We start from the raw sequence: 18,663 nt of genomic DNA, 5'->3' as shown, positions 1-18,663 counted from the left end.
TTAGTCTCTAGGCGCTCGCCTCTTATCTGCGCTACTCTTTTTTAAATTGCACCGAGCGCATATGTACCATCTTGCCAACAGCTGCTACAAAAACAAATGCTAGAGGCACCATTATTCTATTCATATCTGCAGTTAAAAATTGCTCAGTATCAATTTCGAAGACCTTCCACTCTTTAGTTACTATTATTTTAAGTTTGGTTTCACTGCCATCTGGAGGATCATTAACATCTTTCATCGCAATTTCAAATTGCTCTCCTCCCTGTTCACCTCTCATTTCAATAAACACTTTTGAATAGGGAGAAAAATCCATCTCATTCACTCTACCGTAAAAAGCATCCACTGTAAAATAAGAGGATGCCCATGCGAAATGATTTGCAGGATATTCAATGGAGACATAATCTTTTTCTCTAATTTGATAATTGGCGAATAAATCAGATGCTATATACCTCAAATTAAATCCTGTGGGTGCCTTACCATTAGTTAGTATGCTTAAAAAATCGGCATCTCCAAAAGAATACAGTACACCACTAAGTTCAAGCTTCGTTTGTTGATCAAATGTGGTTTTTGAGTCACGTATCATCTCAACAAGCTTCTTCCCCATCATAATCTGTTCTTGATATGATTTAACAAAAAACACTTCATAGCCAGAAGTTTCTAGAATACTTAAGGTAAAACTATCTCTTAAAATTTCTAAAAACCGAGGACTCAGAACTGCAATATCTCCAGCTTCCCATGGTTTCAAGAATACATTTTGACCATTATTTCTAAAATTGGCATCCCAATCCTTTTCTAAAACTTCATAATTTTGATTGTATCCCTGTTCTCTAGTTCTAATTTTATCTGCATTGGTAAAGTAAGTACTCAATAATAAAGCTAAATCAGCACCTTGAATTTTACCAAAATAAGTAGAGTTTTTCAAAGACTCAAAAACACTTAAATTAGGGCTAAACTGAATGGTATTTGAAATGTTTACAAACGTAAAAATTACGTTTTCAGATTCTTGAAGTGTAATTGTTTTTTTTTAATGGCACATAATGACTCGTTACAGAATCACTTTTTACTTTAATATATGCTCTTGCGGCTGATAACAATTGGAGTTCTCTAAGATCTGAATTTACGTCATTTGCAACACTCTGTAAGACATCATTTAATTCTTGTTTTTGAATTTTTGTTTCATTCCAATTATTAATTTGGAGCGCTATAAGTATTCCGATTACGACGAGCACAATCTCACCTATGGCATATTTAAAGTATTTAAATGACTTCTTTTGCTGCATAAGGTTTTTCTAATATGTCTAAAGAATTTAATCATTCGTTCTATCTGTTGTTTTAATTGTTCCGCGAGCGGTTATCTCAACCAGATGTCCACTGGATATCTGATTTTGTTTCTCAAAATTACACTTTGATAATCTAAAGAATTTAATCATGTATAGTTCTCTCGCCTCCCTTAAGCAGACAGGAAAGCAAATGCCTTATTGGTTCGCAACTAATTTACTACCTATCAATTACGCATTCCAATCAGTAAGAAAATTAGTTTTTTAAAATAGAACTGCATAAGTGAACTCTATTTATTTTTTAAGCTAAATAATTAGATACAAATTTCTTATTTTTATAAAACGAAACGACAACTTTTATGATGACACATCTTTGATCTAAAAAATTGTAATGTTATTACATATTAAAAAAAAATTAATATATCAGTAACAAAATAAAACTCTAAACGTCTTCATTATACGAACCACCACACATGAGAGCATTTTTCATTTTAGGAGTCCTTTTATTATTAAGTCCTTTTTTAAACGCTCAGGAACTAACTGCAAAAATTATAGATAGTAAAACTAATGCATCCATTCCCTTTGTAGCTGTCCAAACTGCACCTTACAAAGGTGTGATTTCTAATGAAGAAGGTGAGTTTGTAATTAATTTAAAAGATGTAGATGCCAATATGATTGAGTTCTCATGTTTAGGCTACCAATCGTTAACGATGTCCCTAGAAGATTTAGAATCCAACAATTATATCATTCAGTTAGCACCTGCAATAAATGAACTTGACGCTATTTATCTAACAAACACGAAGCCTAATGTGGATTCTATTATTTCTAGAGTCAGTGAAAATTTAATTAAGAATTACAAGAGCGAAGCTTTAAGTTATAATTTTTTCTATAGAGAAACGTCTTATACCAATTTTGAAAATCTCGATTTAGAGATTAAAAAATCTTCAAAAGTTAAAAAACGTCAATTAGCATCAGCAAATAAGGAACTCGCTGCAATGGGAAGCAGTATTTTGAACAGAAAAGCGGTGTACTTCACAGATTATTCTGGAACATTAAACGTCTTGGATGACAGTCTCAAAAAGCTCAACGTTGAAAAAGCTACAAAAATCATTAATTCAAATAATGAGATGTCTTTAGAGGCTATACAAAAAAATGCTCAAAACACGGTATTGCGCTATTTAGATACCACGATGACGTATAAATTAAAAACGGGGTTGTTTAAAATTGAAGATTCTTTGTCATTGAATGATGGTGATGATGACAACGAGAAAGATTTAGATGAGTTTAAAATTGAAGATTTGAAAAAAAATACATGGTCTGTATTACAGAAATCGCAAACGGGAAGAGGCAGTATGCTTCAAACAATTCTTAATACTAAAATATATGACTATACGCTAGTAAATGCTAGTGTAATTAATGGAGATGTAATTTATTTCATAACGTTTGAACCTAAAAGGTCTTCTGCTCATTTTAGCGGAAGCTTATACGTGTCTGAGAACACTTATGGTGTTCTCAAACTAGACTATAAATATGCTAAAGGTAAACAAGGCGAAAAGATCAATTTAAAACTACTTTTAGGTGTTAAGTATATCGAAAACGTAAATACAGGAACAATCATCTACCAACAAAACGATCAGACGATATACGAGCCTCGTTATATTAAAAATGAATCTGGACAGTATTTTTATCTCAACAGACCCTTAAAATTTATAGAAAACAGCTCTGACAGACCTAAAACTACGTTTAACTTTAAAATTATTGGAAATACAATCTCCCGTGAAGAAGTCCTCTTTTCCTCTATTACTAGGTTAAATCGCTTGACATTTGAAACTCTTGAAGAAAAAGAGGTGGTTGCCTATGATGTACTGAAAAAATATAACAATAGCACTTGGAGCGGACAACAAACGCTTGCTCCTACAGAAGAACTTAAAGCTTTTGATGGAAAAGAGAATTAATCTTCTTTCCATACAATAATATTACACGTAAGAATTAATTTAACGGTGTTCGTTTTTATTTATCCAATCTTGCCTTGGTAAATTAAAGTTGTGCTGTCCACAAATTAATATTCGTTTCTGTATTCTAAAGTCAAATCGGAATGTTCATTGGGCATTAGAAAACAACTGACACCAAAAGAAACAACGTAATCTACTTTGTCAAAACCATATGAGAACCCATTATCTTTATCTTTTTTACTTCCTAAAAAGGAATTTACAAATACACCACTAATCAAGAAAAACGATTCTTAGTTCCAAAATACCATTGCAATAAGAATGAAATATTTATGAAATCATAGTTCTGTTTAAAAGCTCTGCGACCATTTTCTTAAAATGGAATACTAATACAAAAAACCCCGAGCCAAAGCTCAGGATTAAATTATTTATGTTGAATGTATTTCAGTCTCTTTTTATCCATCAGGATGCATAAACTTCTGCTTACCCAACAAGACCTCTTCAGTTTCCACATGATCATCATCAGGAACACAGCAATCTACAGGACAAACTGCAGCACATTGTGGCTCGTCATGGAAGCCTACACATTCTGTACACTTGTCTGGTGAAATATAGTAAATTTCATCACTAATAGGCTCTTGAGCCTCATCTGCATCAACCTGTTTTCCGTTTGGCAAAACAACACTTCCTTTTAAGCTCGTACCATCGTTATATCTCCAATCATCTGCACCTTCATATATTGCTGTGTTTGGACATTCTGGTTCACATGCGCCACAGTTAATACATTCGTCTGTTATAATAATTGCCATAGTAATTTATCTTTTTTGTTTGCGTAAATTTGCAATTGCAAAAATAAAGCCAAAACATCGTATAACCAAACCCAACATGGATTTACAACAAAGAATTAACGCATTTGTAAAATTAGGAAATTTTTTAAGCCAGTTTTCTTCGGAAGGATTTGAAAAAAAAGACCACATTGAACATAATGAGTTGTTTTTTGACGGTTTTAAACACCAAATAAAATTAGCTCAAGAGCACAACGGTTGGTTTACAAAAGAGAATGTGCTTTTCTCTTTAAACGGTTGGTCTAACCAATTGACTGATAGGAATATTAACAAATGGATAGAAAAGCATAACTTTGATACAGAAAACCTAAAGACAATCGCTATTATAATGGCAGGAAATATTCCTCTAGTTGGCTTTCATGATTTTTTGTCAGTTTTAATTTCTGGTCAGAAAGTTTTAATAAAGCAATCTTCAAATGACAAACAACTACTTCCGTTTTTAGCAAAATACTTAGAGCATATTGAACCAAAATTTAAAGGCCGCATCTCTTTTACAGAAGGCAGAATAGAAAATTATGATGCAGTAATTGCCACAGGAAGTAATAATACAGCGCGCTATTTTGAATACTACTTTAAGGATAAACCTTCGGTAATTAGAAAGAATCGAAATTCTTTAGCCATTTTAACTGGAAAAGAGAGTGATGACGAGCTCATAGCCCTTTCTGAAGACATATTTAGATATTATGGTTTAGGTTGTAGAAATGTTTCAAAACTATTTGTACCAAAAGACTATGATTTCCAAAAATTCTTTAAAGCGATGTATCATTGGAATCTAATAATCCATGAAAACAAATACGCTAATAACTACGACTACAACAAGGCTGTATATTTAATGAGTCAGTTTGAGATGCTAGAAAACGGGTTTCTAATGATTAAAGAAGACGAAAGCTTCTCCTCTCCTATCGCAACGATGTTTTACGAGTACTATGATTCCGAAGAAACATTAAAAGCAACTTTAAAAGATAAAAGCGATGCCATACAATGTGTGGTTTCTAGCGGGTTTTTAGATAACGAAATTAAATTTGGACAAACTCAATTACCAAATTTATGGGATTATGCAGATAACGTTGATACTATTGCGTTTTCGTTGACAATCTGTTAATAAATTATCATATTCTTAATACATTTTTTTATAGAATTTACGACCTTTGTAAAAATCAATAAAATAGGTTTCCGAATCCTCGGAAATGAAACATAATATTTTCATGAAAAGACATAATTTTAGCGCTGGACCTTGTATTTTACCAGGAAGCGTTCTACAAAAAGCTTCTGAAGCTGTAATAAATTTTGATAATGGTTTATCTCTACTAGAAATTTCACACAGAAGCAAGCCTTTTGTAGATGTTATGGAAAATGCGAGAATTTTAGCATTAGAATTATTAGGACTAGAAGGAAAAGGATATAAAGCACTATTCTTACAAGGAGGTGCGAGTACTCAATTTTTAATGGTAGCTTTCAATATGTTAGAAAAGCGTGCTAGTTACTTAAATACTGGGACATGGAGTGATAATGCTATTAAACAAGCAAAGATTTATGGTGATGTTTTTGAGGTTGCTTCTTCTAAAGAGGCTAACTATAATTACATTCCGAAAGGATATGATATTCCTACAGACTCCGATTATTTTCACTGCACCTCTAACAACACGATTTTTGGGACTCAAATGAAAGAATTCCCGAACTCCTCTGTACCTATGGTTTGTGATATGAGTAGCGATATTTTTTCTCGTGAAATCGATTTTTCAAAATTTGATCTTATATATGCGGGAGCTCAAAAAAACATGGGTCCTGCAGGAGCGACTTTAGTTGTTGTCAAAGAAGACGTTTTAGGGAAAGTATCTCGTCAAATACCATCAATGATGGATTACAAAGCGCAGATCAGCAAGGGTAGCATGTTTAACACGCCTCCAGTATTTGCGGTTTATACATCAATGCTAACTCTAGAATGGTTAAAGGACTTAGGAGGCATTGCAGCGATTGAAAAAGAAAACAATAAAAAAGCACAATTAATTTATTCTGAAATTGATCTCAATCCTTTATTTAAAGGGTTTTCAGCAAAGACAGATCGATCTACAATGAATGCTACATTTACATTAACCAATGGAGATTTAAAAGAAACCTTTGAAACAATGGTAAATGAGGCAGGAATCAATGGATTAAGCGGTCACAGAAGTGTAGGTGGCTATAGAGCATCTATGTATAACGCATTACCATTAGAAAGTGTTGGTGTGCTCGTAGATGTCATGAGTGAATTAGAACGCAAAGCGTAAAACAAGTTTGCTCTAGGTGCTTGCTGTTTGCAGTGCTTACTCAGACTCAAAAAATATAAATTTAACTTTAAGCTGACTGCTCAATTGTTATCTGAGCTTTTAACTTTTAACTTTTAACTTTTAACTTTTAACTTAAATATGAAAGTATTAGCAAACGACGGTGTATCACAAAGCGGAATAGATGTGTTAACAAAAGCAGGTTTTGAGGTCTCCACTACAACTGTTGCACAAGAGCAACTAGAAAACTACATAAAAGAGAATGATATTTCTGTTTTATTAGTGCGAAGCGCTACAACAGTAAGAAAAAATATTATTGACAACTGTCCTAGCCTAAAAATTATTGGGCGTGGTGGTGTTGGTATGGATAATATAGATGTAGAATACGCTCGTAACAAAGGACTGCATGTTATCAATACACCTGCAGCATCTTCACACTCTGTTGCAGAATTAGTTTTCGCTCATTTTTATGGCTTAGCACGTTTTTTACATAATTCAAATCGTGACATGCCTTTAGAAGGTGATGCTAACTTTAAAGGTCTTAAAAAGGCTTATGCAAAAGGAATAGAATTAAAAGGTAAAACTTTAGGTGTTCTTGGTTTTGGCCGTATTGGACAAGCTACAGCTAAAGTCGCACTTGGAGCAGGAATGAAAGTAATTGCTTTTGATCCTTTCTTAAGTAAAGTAAATTTGGAGCTTGATTTTTTTGATGGTCAAAAAGTGAATTTTGAAATTAACACGATTTCTAAAGAGGAGGTTTTAAACCAATCAGATTTTTTAACACTTCACGTACCTGCTCAAAAAAATTATGTTATTGACGAAGCAGATTTTAAACAAATGAAAGATGGTGTAATTATTGCTAATGCCGCAAGAGGCGGAGTAGTTAATGAAATTGCTTTAGTAAAAGCGATTGAAAGTGGCAAAGTGTTAGGAGCAGCTTTAGATGTTTTTGAAAAAGAACCAAATCCAGAAATTCAATTATTAATGAATTCTGGGCTATCCTTAACGCCTCATACTGGGGCTGCAACCAATGAAGCTCAAGATAGAATTGGTACTGAGTTGGCAGATCAAATAATAAGTATTTTAAAATAAATCGTCATAAAATGTGACTTTTAAGTCAAAAAGGGGTCCTACTAATTGTTAGGGCTTTTTTTTTGTACTCTAAAGTACCCATTTATTAATCTTATTTAAATGAAATCATGTCAGGAATCTTAGACTTATTAAACAGTGATCCTGGTCAATCTATAATTAGTGGTGTATCAAACGATACAAAACAACCACAAAATAAAACCCAAGATGTATTGACAATGGCATTGCCAGTTTTAATGGCTGCGATGAAGATAAATACTTAAACAACAAACAGAAGGTGCAGAAGGCTTAATGGGTGCGCTTAATAGCAAGCATGATGGAAGTATTTTAGATAACCTTGGCGGTTTATTTGGAGGGGGAGTTAATGATGAAGTAAAAAATGATGGAGATAGAATTTTAAACCATGTCCTTGGAGGTAAAAAACAAGGTATTGAGAAAATTATTGTTGAGAAGTCTGTAGTGGATATTGATTCTGTCGAAAATATTCTTAAAATAGCAGCTCCTATTTTAATGGCGGTTTTAGGAAAACAAACACGAGAAAATAACATAAGTTCCTCAAATGACATTAGCGGACTCTTTGGTGGCTTACTTGGTGGCCGTAATACTCAAGAAGAACAACGTTTCGTAAAAAAGATATTAGATGCTGATGGTGATGGTAGCGTTATTGATGATGTTGCCGGAATGGTGTTAGGTAACGCAAATAAAAAGAGGGGTTTAGGCGGTTTATTAGGCGGGCTTTTTGGAAAATAAATTAAGTTTATAATATATATACAGAAAAGCCAAACATCATGTTTGGCTTTTCTTTTTGTGATTTTACTCATTGATAAGTCGCACTCACTCATTATCGTTTTATTATACGACACAGCATATATACTTTTGGGTTAAACAAAATAAGAAAATGACTTTTGAAAGCGATTTGCTTCAAATTGATTTTTGTAACTTTAAACTATAAATAACGCCATGAAACGTATTACTCAACTTTTAATTCTCGCGCTGCTCTTTGTAAGCTGTGGTTCGTCAAAAATAATTTCTAACAATAATATCGAAGCAGACATACCTGAAGAAGATATTGTGCGCATCGCAAATGATGACCTTGAATATGAAATTATCATAATTGAACCTGGTTTTAATTTTTGGCTCGCCTCTATTGCCAGACCAGAAGGTTATTATTCTCAAAATTTTATGGAAACACGAAACCAACAAATGGTTATAGAATGGAACAATAGAGTTATGCAGATACAACGATATGACCAAAACCTTTATGAACTACAAATAGACTATAATTCTAACACAGATTATGGTTATGATGTCAATTATAAATTATATAACTATTTCATTTACTTTCAGTTAACGTATAAGCAACAATTATCGTCATTTGTTCCTAGAATTTAAATTATCTTTGCATCGCAAAATCGAGCTATGTTACAAGCATTTAAAAAAAAATGGGACATCCAAGATAATTGGCAGTTACTATTTCCATTAATTGGACTTTTAGGTTTGGCTTACAGCAGTTTTAAACTCGCTTTATTCCTCACAAAAACATACCATATTACTGCCACTGTTATTCTGGCAGTAATTTTGTTTACAGCAATTTTAAAATTCATACTGTTTCTTTTTCAAAAATTAGAAAATAAATGGGCTGTAACGCATAGATGGGAAATCATTAGAATATTCATGGTATTTGCAATCACAGGATCATCTTCTATGTTTGTGGGAAAGCCTATAATTAGAGCTATAGGAATTACTAAAGAAAACTTAAACCCTATTCTTTATTGGGTATTATTTATTATCATTGGCATGATATTCTATCAAATTCTTTTGGTGAGTTTTGGTTGGCTTTTTGGTCAGTTTAAATTTTTCTGGGAGTTTGAAAAGAAAATGCTCAAACGTTTTGGACTAGGAAGATTTTTAAATTAATGCAACACCATAGATTACATCATGTTTTAAGGCTCTTTACATTACTAGTAATAGTGGTGCTGATGCTTCCTATGGTTGTTAAATCTACTTTTATATTTCAAGAGCACCAACATGATATTTGTGTAGATAAGCAGATAGACTCTCACCTCCATGCTAAAGATTTACATTGTGAACTGTACAAATTTACAGCATTCACTCATTTTTTAACTATTCAAAACAATAGCGAACTTTTAATTCGTGAATGTATTACTGAAAATATTAATTTTAATTATACTTTTTTACATAGTCATCGGCCCTTATCTTATTCTCTTCGAGGCCCTCCTAGTTTAATTTAAATATTTATTTATCTAGATTATTTAATTAAACAAAAAGTAAATGAAGTTTTTTGTAACTATCGTTGCTATGTGTTTTTCATTACTCGTAGTGGCTCAAAAGTGCAATTCTAAACTAGGTGGTACGATTGATGACTTTCATGACGGTAGCAAAATTGTAGGTGCTTCCCTGTATATTGAAAGTCTTAATACCTATGCTGTAACTAACTTAGATGGTGATTTTCAATTTATAAACCTTTGTGATGGTATTTATAATATCACTGTATCTCATATTGCTTGTGATACTAAATTTTTACAAATCGAAGTTAAAGGTAACACAACCTTTAATATCAATTTAGAGCATCATGTTGAGGAACTTGAAGAAATAAGAGTCAAGGGCTCAGCTGTAAAGACGCAAGCAAATACAAGCCAAGAAACGGTGTTAAAATCTAATGATTTAGAAGCATTCAGTTCTGGTAGCTTAGGTGATGCCTTAAAGCAAGTTAGTGGTGTTAGCTCTCTAAACACAGGGAATACCATAGTTAAACCTGTAATTAATGGTTTGCATAGTAGCAGAATTATTGTAATGATCAATGGCGTGCGTTTACAAGATCAAGATTGGGGAATTGAACATGCACCAAATATTGATATTAATTCAGCAGAGAGCATATCTATAATAAAAGGTTCTGGAGCTTTGGCTTTTGGAGGAGATGCTATTGGAGGTGTGGTGATTATGAATCCGCAACGGATATTTTTAAAAGATTCCTTATTTGGAAAAACAATCACAAGTGCTCAAACCAACGGTAGAGGTTATAGCCTATCATCTAAACTCACTAAGACTTATACTAAAGGTTGGTATATTTCTGGTCAAGGTACTCTTAAAAGATATGGTGATTTTGAAGCACCAGATTATAGTCTCACAAATACAGGACTAGATTCTAAAAGTTTTTCAATAAACGCTGGTTATCAAACTTTTGAACAAGGATTTAATGTGTTTTATAGTTTTTTAAATAACGAAATAGGTATTTTAAGATCATCTCATATTGGTAATATTGGAGATTTAGTAACTGCAATCAATAACCAACAACCTCAAGTTGTTGACGGTTTTAGTTATGATATTAATTCGCCAAGACAAGATGTTACACATCAAGTATTTAAAGTGGAATTCTATAAACGTTTTAAAAAGTTTGGTCGACTTGATATTCAATATGATTTTCAAAATAATCAAAGATTAGAATATGATCTTAGAGTTGGAGACGATCGAAATAAACCTGCATTAGACCTTACTTTAAAAACACATAGTATAAAAACCAATTTAAAACTAGATAGTAATATTGGTAATACTTATGAAATTGGTCTGTCAGCAAACTACCAAAACAATTTTGCAAATCCAAATACTGGTGTAAGACGCCTTATTCCTGATTATGATAAATATGACTTCGGAATTTACGCCATCAGCGATTTTAAAATTAATGATAAATTAAGAATAGATTTTGGAGTACGGTATGATCTTAATCGCTACGATGCCAAAAAGTTTTATCAAACGTCACGCTGGCAAGAACAAGGTTATGATATTGATTTTAATAATTTTGTTATTGAAGACTTGGGTACCCAATTGCTCACCAATCCGAAATTTGATTATCATAATTTCTCAGCTTCAGCAGGTACAACTTATGATATTAATGAACATCACGCATTGCTGTTTAATTATAGCTTGTCTAATAGAGCTCCAAATCCGTCAGAATTATTTAGTGATGGTCTCCACCACTCTGCCGCGAGAATAGAATTAGGAGATTTAAGGATAAACCAAGAAACCTCTAATCGTTTTGCTTTTTCTTATCTTTTTTCTTCGAAAAAAATGAGATTTAATTTTGAAGCATTCTATAACCATGTCAATGACTTCATTTATGTTGAACCCACAGGGACGCAGCAAACGATAAGGGGTGCATTTCCCGTCTGGAGTTATAAACAAACCAATGCATCACTCGTAGGATTAGATGTCTCAGTTGATTATGTGATTTCTAATCATTGGTCATTTCGAAATAGATCCTCTTTATTGAAAGGTTACGATTTGGATTTGAACAGACCTCTTATAGATATGCCATCTAACAACACCATGAATAGTTTAAAATACAACAATGAACAATGGCTAAACTTTAATGCAGAGCTGCAAAGTGAATTGGTCTTTCGCCAAAATGAATTTCCAGATAATAATTTTGAGGCGTTTATCCCAACAACCAATCAAACTGTATTAGTAGATATAAGCACACCTCCACCAACTTATCATCTGTTGCATTTTAATAGTGATGTCACATTTGGTTTATCAGATCAAGCAGACCTAAATGTTGGGATAAGTATACAAAACCTATTAAACGTTTCTTATAGAAACTACTTAAATCGATTAAGATATTTTGCCGATGATCTTGGACGAAACATAATGCTACAATTAAAAATAAATTATTAAACACTAAAATTATATAACAATGAAAAACATAAAATCAATATTCGTATTAACACTTGTAAGCCTATTTTTTATATCATGTTCTAATGATGACGACGTCAATCCAGTTCCTGTAAATGAAGAAGAAGTTATTACAACATTAATTGCGACTCTTAACGCTACAAATGGAACTCCAATTACAATGGAATTTAGAGATCTTGATGGCGATGGACCAGATGCTCCTGTCATTACAGTTTCGTCTGCATTACTAGCAAATACAACGTATAATGGTAGTTTGAATCTATTAAATGAAACAACAGATCCAGCAGAGTCTATTAGAGAAGAAATTGAAGAAGAAGCGAATGACCATCAGTTTTTCTTTTCCAACAGCAGCGATTTAGTAACATTTGCTTATGGAGATGAAGATGGCAATGATAACCCAATAGGCTTATTATTTTCTTTAACCACAACTACAGTTGGGAACGACACAATGACTATAACGTTAAGGCATGAACCAAATAAGGAAGCAGAAGGTGTTAGTGGTGGAGATATTACTAATGCTGGCGGAGAAACCGATATCGCAGTAACTTTTCCTTTTACTATAGAATAGTATTAAGAGGCACATAACCCTAAATTCGTAAAAGCTCTCAACGTCATAGTTGAGAGCTTTTTTATTATTAACTAATAATGTGATCGTTTCAGATGTCCGAAACAAGCATTTAGATCCCTCATGAATACTGATTAATCATTTTTTATAAATATCCATTTTACACATTGAAAACACACATTACTACCACTAGAGCTAAATAAGCCTTATCTTTGCAAATTAAAATTAAATATTTTTTTTTGACAGAAATAGACTTCGCTTTACACCAAAATCAAGGCACTGAGATTATTGAACTCATTGGCACCGTGTTATGGAATAAAGCCAGTGAAATCAATGACTTTTCAGAGTTATCACAACCAGAACAAACATTTATTTATATTGATATTTTTGAGAGTGAACTTGTTAATGGTGGTGTTTTTAATTTTTTCTATAATACGTCTGGAACCTATGCTCATGAAGTATTAGAAGCGTATGAAGCCGTTGGTGCAAAGGAATCTGTAGAATTAGTAAATCAAGCGATTAAAAGTTTTCCAGAATTACCTGTACCTAAAGATATTATTTTCAGACGGTCTTTTATGGCAAATTTAGACGATTCAATAGCGTCAAAATGGAATGTTATTGAAGACTCATTTTTAAATTCTAAGGAAGATATTGTTAACTTATTAATTGACTATATCAAAACACATAAATCAACATTCGAATATTAGTTTGGTATATTCCACAACACTTTATTTTCATGATTATACATGTCAAAATTACCCAAAGCACATAAATTTTTAGATCTTTCAGACTATGGAAGACCTGTTGCGCGAATCATCGCTACATCCTTAAAAAATACTAGTTTCACTCCTGTTCACGTCACTATTGCATTTGTCATTTCAGGATTAATAGGAGTCGCTTGTATTCTCTACGGTTATTTCTGGGCCGCTGCCTTCTTTTTAGTTTTAAAATCTATTCTTGACGCTGCAGATGGTGAACTCGCGCGAATAAAAGAAACCCCTTCTTATACAGGTCGCTATTTAGATTCCGTATCTGATATTATTTTAAATGCAATTATTTTAATAGCTGTTTGGTATATTAGTGATTCTAATATCTGGGCTACTATTTTAGCTTTTATAGGGATTCAACTTCAAGGCACACTCTATAATTACTATTATGTTATTTTAAGAAATCAATTTGATGGCGATACGACGAGTCGTGTTTTTGAAAATAAAACACCTATTGCTTTAAAAGGCGAAAAACAAAGTCATGTTAACATTCTGTTTAAGCTCTATAAGATTCTCTACGGAAACTTTGACAAAGCCATCTATACTTTAGATAAGAATGCATCTAGAGGGAAAATAACACCTAATTGGCTAATGACCTCTATTTCTACGTTTGGATTAGGGTTTCAGTTGTTGCTTATTGCGATTCTTTTGGTCTTAGGATTAAAGGATTATATCATTCCGTTTTTTATTGGGTATTCCGTAATGATCTTTATTTTTATTGGGATACGCAAAGGGTTTTATGGTAGGTAGTAATGCTCACTAATATTGTATAAACAATTCCCTATTTCTATTGATAACTAGTTATCATCAATAACGGTCTTACCATTATCCTTTTCCGAAGAAAACACAAACGTATACAACCACATTAATGTAAATGTAGGAATGATATCAAGCATAGGTAAAGCCTCTTCAATAAATGATATGACGGCAGCTATTTTTCCTTTTCGACCTTTATAAAGTTTAGTCATTAACCAAGCAGATGCTGGTGCCCAAACAAAATCAAATGGCGGAAAAATAAATGAGACATAACCCAAGGCGTCAAAACAGATTCCTATTACTAATTTTTTTGTTTTTGATGTATTCTCAAGTATCATAAAATGTATTGTAATTAATTTACTATAAAGCAAATAACATTCCAAAATTAGAATTATGACAACTTTACATTACTGTGGTTTTGAAATTCTGTTCTAGATCCTATAGATTCAAAAGCACCTCTAAATTATGGCACTGTAGTTACATCATTCTGTTTTTGAACACTAGGTATCATTATACTCAGACGAGGTCCTTCACTGCCGAGTGCGAAAGCTTTGGGTTTAAAGTAGGATAGCATAACCTAAAATTTGTTGTATTAAATGTTCTTGTACTTAGAACCTGCACGCAAAAACATTTACAATTCTCGATTTTTTACTTAGTCCTACAATATGTATTTTTGGGATGTATGCGATTCAAACTAACTCCAAGAAAGGAAGAATATAATGTTCGCAAAGGGAATATAAATCGATATCTTTTACGATGACCAGATCATTGTACACTTCTTTAAATATGACATCTTTTAATATTGAGACAATATCTTAATTGCAGCCTAGCGCTAAAAATCACATAGCTTTTGAAGCGCCTTTTGATGTTTTAAGAGCCCATCTCGACTAGTATCTTCACCTAAATCTTCAATAATTTGTTTGTAATGATCTTAAAAATTGTCTGTTACCTGAAAACTGTAGTCTTCAACTTTTTTCTATAAAATTTTACTTAGAACTTATTTTTAATAAAAATAGATGTAAAAAATCAAGCAAAACGTATCGTCAAGACCACTTAACATTAACAATAGCACCCGCCTTTTAACTTTTGTTTATGAGAAAACAGACCCTAGCATAGCTAAATTTGTAACGTCCTACTATGATTAATAAACTTTAGTGCTTTTGCAAATGGGAAAAGCCTATTAAAATAATTACAATGCAATTTCGTTCTATATTAACCTTCATATTCTTTTTTGTTTTTTTGCAGATATGTGCTCAGGATAAAAAAAAGCTAAACATCACTCGAACTGAACTAGCTCCAAAAATAGACGGAATCTTAAATGATGAAATCTGGAAAGATGCAGAAATAGCCACAGACTTTATTCAATTTAAACCAGAAATGGGCATTACACTTTCACAGTCACAACGCACTGAAGTTAAAGTGACTTATGATGATGATGCCATTTATGTTGCGGCCTATTTGTATGATGATCCAAAAGATATTATGAAGCAGTTGACCGCTAGAGATAATTTTGGACAAACAGATTTTTTTACTTTAGTACTTAATCCAAATAATGATGCTCAAAATGATACGCAATTTATTGTGTTTAGTTCGGGAGTTCAAGCAGATGCTATAGCATCTCCTAGTATTGGTGAAGATTTTAGCTGGAACGCCGTTTGGGATAGTGCTGTAAAAATTAATGAAGACGGCTGGTCGCTAGAAATGAAAATCCCTTATAGAACCTTACGTTTTGCTAATCAAGAAATACCTACTTGGGGATTACAGTTTCATAGACAATTTAGACGATTTAGATCACAATACACTTGGAGTCCTATTGATGTTACTAAAGGCTACGTTGGTTTGTACCACGGAGAACTTAAAGGACTCGAAGGTATTAAACCACCTACTCGACTTATTTTATACCCTTTTGCCACAGGAATAGTAAATTCTTTTGACGGTAATACTGAGACTAACCTCACTTTTGGAATGGATGTAAAATATGGAATTACAGAAAATTTCACCCTTGATGCGACCTTAGTTCCAGATTTTAGCCAAGCAGGTTTTGATAATGTGGTGCTTAATCTTGGACCTTTTGAACAAACATTCTCTGAGCAGAGACAATTTTTTACCGAAGGCGTTGATTTATTTTCAAAAGGCGGTCTATTCTTTTCTAGACGAATTGGAGGTGCCCCATCTGGAGAAGTCAATCTCAATGATAATGAGACTCTAGATAGACCAAATGAAGTCAAAGTTTTAAATGCTCTCAAAATTTCGGGAAGAACGAAAAATGGTTGGGGTATTGGTGTTTTTAATGCCATAACCGAAAAAACTAATGCTCGTATTACAAACGATGATACTGGAGAAACACGTGAAACAATTGTAGAACCTTTTACTAACTATAACATTTTAGTCGTAGATAAACAATTTAGAGGTAATTCGTCATTAAGTTTAATAAACACCAATGTACTTCGTGAAGGTAGTTTTAGAGATGCTAATGTCACTGCAGCTAGAGCAGATATTGTAAATAAGAAAAACACATTTAGATATGTGGCCGAAGCAAAAGTAAGTCAAGTTAATTATCAAAATATTGATTCTGAGCTTGGAACAAGCACCTTCTTATATTTAGGAAAAGTAGCAGGTAATTTTAGATATAGTTTTGATCACCGTTTTGCAGACACAAAATTTGAAATTAACGATCTTGGGCTTCAGTTTCGTAATAACTTTAATAATTTTAGTGTAGATGCATCTTACGAGATTTTTGAGCCTCAAGGGAAACTCAATAGCTACCGAGTAAATTTCTTTTCTAACTACAGACAATTAGCAAATCCAGGTGTTTTTACAGGGTTTAATTTTGGAGGCGGTTATAGAGCAACAACGACTAAACTAGATACCTATAGCTTCAGATTGAATATAGAACCTGGACAGCAAAATGATTATTTTGAATCTCGTGACGGCCGACGATTTATTTTTGAAAACACCTTGAGTACTGGTGGTTCAATTTCTACTAACTATAATCGTGTGTTTGCTATAGATGTTAGAGCTAATATCGGAACTTTATTTGAAGACGGAAGAGACCTCTTTACTTATGATTTTAATATCAGCCCTAGAGTACGTTTTAATGATAAATTTTTAATGACCTACCGCATCAATTTTAACCATAGAAATGGAGATCGCGGCTATGCAACAGAAGTTGATGGGGAACCTGTTTTTGGAGAACGTAATAGACAAATTGTTACCAATAGCATCTCTGCTAATTATACATTTGATCCTTTTAATGTATTGGCATTAACCTTCAGGCATTATTGGGATACCGTAGATTATGACTATGACTTGTTTACACTTCAAGATAATGGAAGATTGACAACTGATTCTGGGTTTAACAGAGACAATGTAGGTAATGATCCAAATATCAATTTTAGTACTTGGAATATTGATTTGAGTTATTCCTGGCAATTTGCTCCTGGTAGTTTTCTAACTGCGCTGTATCGAAATTCATTATTTAATCTGGATAATTTATCTCAAGAATCTTACGGACAAAGTTTAAACCAACTACTTAATCAACCTATCCAAAACACCTTTTCATTGAGACTACAGTACTTTATTGATTATAATGATGCCAAACGATTACTGCAAGGCAAAAACAAATCTAACTCTTAATTGCGCATCACAGCTTAAAATGTTAATTTCACTGCTTATAAGTATTCTATGATTCAAGCAAAAAACATTCATAAATATTATGGTGATTTACACGTATTAAAAGGTGTAGATTTAAATATTAAAAAAGGAGAAATCGTATCTATTGTTGGAGCATCAGGAGCGGGGAAAACAACCTTACTTCAAATTATTGGCACGCTTGATGAAATTGAAAAAAACACTTCTAGCGAATTGGTGATTAATGAGGTTTCTATTACGCAATTAGGGGAAAAAGCTTTAGCAAAATTTAGAAATGAACATATTGGTTTTATATTTCAGTTTCATCAATTATTACCAGAATTTACAGCCTTAGAAAATGTCTGTATTCCTGCTTTTATCTTCGGGAAATCGCAGTTAGAAGCAGAAACTCGCGCCAAAGAATTATTAGACTTTCTAGGCTTATCACATCGTTACAATCACAAACCGAATGAACTATCTGGAGGGGAGCAACAGCGCGTTGCAGTAGCGAGAGCTTTGATAAATAATCCAAGCCTAATTTTTGCAGATGAACCTTCTGGGAATTTAGACAGTGAATCTGCAGAAAACCTTCACAATCTCTTTTTCAAACTACGTGATGAATTTGGTCAAACCTTTATTATTGTTACTCACAACGAGGAATTAGCAGATATGGCAGATAGAAAATTGACAATGGTTGATGGGAAGATTATTGGGTAAATAAAATTATTTAAGGTTTATTGAAAGATTCTCTTTTTCTAGAGTAATTAATATTTATTTTTAATCCAATAATGACTAATACTTAACAATTAAATAG

Annotated in this window: 17 protein-coding genes and 1 pseudogene; 13 read left to right on the top strand and 5 right to left on the bottom strand. The window is 32.8% G+C overall.

Annotated elements, in window-relative coordinates:
- Positions 1 to 31 precede the first annotated feature (31 nt).
- Positions 32 to 919 (bottom strand): hypothetical protein, encoded by an 888-nt coding sequence (locus H593_RS0104380; RefSeq protein ID WP_028871317.1) that lies wholly within the window; start codon positions 917 to 919, stop codon positions 32 to 34.
- Between the two features lie 73 nt (positions 920 to 992).
- On the bottom strand, positions 993 to 1,277 hold the full coding sequence (locus tag H593_RS0104375) for a DUF6090 family protein (RefSeq protein ID WP_028871316.1): 285 nt from the start codon (positions 1,275 to 1,277) through the stop codon (positions 993 to 995).
- A 470-nt stretch (positions 1,278 to 1,747) separates the two neighbouring features.
- Here H593_RS0104375 and H593_RS0104370 point away from each other — a divergent pair, with 470 nt between their 5' ends.
- Complete coding sequence (locus tag H593_RS0104370; RefSeq protein WP_028871315.1) at positions 1,748 to 3,229, top strand: carboxypeptidase-like regulatory domain-containing protein; 1,482 nt, start codon at positions 1,748 to 1,750, stop codon at positions 3,227 to 3,229.
- A gap of 449 nt (positions 3,230 to 3,678) precedes the next feature.
- Here the strand turns inward: H593_RS0104370 and H593_RS0104360 are convergent, their stop codons facing one another.
- Entirely contained in the window at positions 3,679 to 4,032 is a 354-nt protein-coding gene (locus H593_RS0104360) for a 4Fe-4S dicluster domain-containing protein (protein ID WP_028871314.1), read from the bottom strand.
- A gap of 76 nt (positions 4,033 to 4,108) precedes the next feature.
- Here H593_RS0104360 and H593_RS0104355 point away from each other — a divergent pair, with 76 nt between their 5' ends.
- The 10 genes and pseudogenes from H593_RS0104355 (at position 4,109) to H593_RS0104305 (ending at position 14,213) form a co-directional block, all read left to right on the top strand.
- The gene (locus tag H593_RS0104355) at positions 4,109 to 5,170 is read left to right on the top strand and encodes an acyl-CoA reductase (RefSeq protein ID WP_028871313.1); all 1,062 of its coding nucleotides are present in this window, start codon (positions 4,109 to 4,111) and stop codon (positions 5,168 to 5,170) included.
- Positions 5,171 to 5,273: 103 nt separating this feature from the next.
- On the top strand, positions 5,274 to 6,335 hold the full coding sequence (gene serC / locus H593_RS0104350) for a 3-phosphoserine/phosphohydroxythreonine transaminase (RefSeq protein ID WP_028871312.1): 1,062 nt from the start codon (positions 5,274 to 5,276) through the stop codon (positions 6,333 to 6,335).
- A gap of 138 nt (positions 6,336 to 6,473) precedes the next feature.
- A complete protein-coding gene (locus tag H593_RS0104345) occupies positions 6,474 to 7,424 on the top strand; it encodes a D-2-hydroxyacid dehydrogenase (RefSeq protein ID WP_028871311.1) in 951 nt (316 codons plus the stop codon).
- Between the two features lie 107 nt (positions 7,425 to 7,531).
- Positions 7,532 to 8,171 (top strand): annotated as a pseudogene (locus H593_RS18470) (DUF937 domain-containing protein).
- A 210-nt stretch (positions 8,172 to 8,381) separates the two neighbouring features.
- Entirely contained in the window at positions 8,382 to 8,813 is a 432-nt protein-coding gene (locus tag H593_RS0104335) for a DUF6146 family protein (protein ID WP_028871310.1), read from the top strand.
- Positions 8,814 to 8,840: 27 nt separating this feature from the next.
- On the top strand, positions 8,841 to 9,338 hold the full coding sequence (locus H593_RS0104330; RefSeq protein WP_028871309.1) for a DUF6787 family protein: 498 nt from the start codon (positions 8,841 to 8,843) through the stop codon (positions 9,336 to 9,338).
- A 375-nt stretch (positions 9,339 to 9,713) separates the two neighbouring features.
- Positions 9,714 to 12,113 (top strand): TonB-dependent receptor, encoded by a 2,400-nt coding sequence (locus H593_RS0104320; RefSeq protein ID WP_028871307.1) that lies wholly within the window; start codon positions 9,714 to 9,716, stop codon positions 12,111 to 12,113.
- A 19-nt stretch (positions 12,114 to 12,132) separates the two neighbouring features.
- On the top strand, positions 12,133 to 12,699 hold the full coding sequence (locus H593_RS0104315; RefSeq protein ID WP_028871306.1) for a hypothetical protein: 567 nt from the start codon (positions 12,133 to 12,135) through the stop codon (positions 12,697 to 12,699).
- 236 nt (positions 12,700 to 12,935) lie between these two features.
- Positions 12,936 to 13,403: a DMP19 family protein gene (locus tag H593_RS0104310; RefSeq protein WP_028871305.1), complete on the top strand. Its 468-nt coding sequence runs from the start codon at positions 12,936 to 12,938 to the stop codon at positions 13,401 to 13,403.
- A 39-nt stretch (positions 13,404 to 13,442) separates the two neighbouring features.
- On the top strand, positions 13,443 to 14,213 hold the full coding sequence (locus H593_RS0104305) for a CDP-alcohol phosphatidyltransferase family protein (protein ID WP_028871304.1): 771 nt from the start codon (positions 13,443 to 13,445) through the stop codon (positions 14,211 to 14,213).
- Between the two features lie 47 nt (positions 14,214 to 14,260).
- Here H593_RS0104305 and H593_RS0104300 read toward each other — a convergent pair whose 3' ends face one another.
- Together H593_RS0104300 and H593_RS21485 are read right to left on the bottom strand one after the other, a co-directional pair.
- A complete protein-coding gene (locus H593_RS0104300) occupies positions 14,261 to 14,557 on the bottom strand; it encodes a hypothetical protein (RefSeq protein WP_028871303.1) in 297 nt (98 codons plus the stop codon).
- A 351-nt stretch (positions 14,558 to 14,908) separates the two neighbouring features.
- Positions 14,909 to 14,995 (bottom strand): GTP cyclohydrolase I, encoded by an 87-nt coding sequence (locus H593_RS21485; RefSeq protein ID WP_342663070.1) that lies wholly within the window; start codon positions 14,993 to 14,995, stop codon positions 14,909 to 14,911.
- A gap of 418 nt (positions 14,996 to 15,413) precedes the next feature.
- Between H593_RS21485 and H593_RS0104295 the strand changes: the two genes are divergently transcribed.
- Positions 15,414 to 17,855, top strand: a complete 2,442-nt coding sequence (locus tag H593_RS0104295) for a DUF5916 domain-containing protein (protein ID WP_028871302.1) — start codon at positions 15,414 to 15,416, stop codon at positions 17,853 to 17,855.
- A 48-nt stretch (positions 17,856 to 17,903) separates the two neighbouring features.
- The gene (locus tag H593_RS0104290; RefSeq protein WP_028871301.1) at positions 17,904 to 18,566 is read left to right on the top strand and encodes an ABC transporter ATP-binding protein; all 663 of its coding nucleotides are present in this window, start codon (positions 17,904 to 17,906) and stop codon (positions 18,564 to 18,566) included.
- Positions 18,567 to 18,663: the final 97 nt, after the last annotated feature.

The sequence above is a fragment of the Psychroserpens burtonensis DSM 12212 genome (assembly GCF_000425305.1).
GTDB lineage: Bacteria > Bacteroidota > Bacteroidia > Flavobacteriales > Flavobacteriaceae > Psychroserpens > Psychroserpens burtonensis.
Note: the sequence above shows the minus strand (reverse complement) of the source record. Positions and strands in the feature narration are given on the sequence as shown.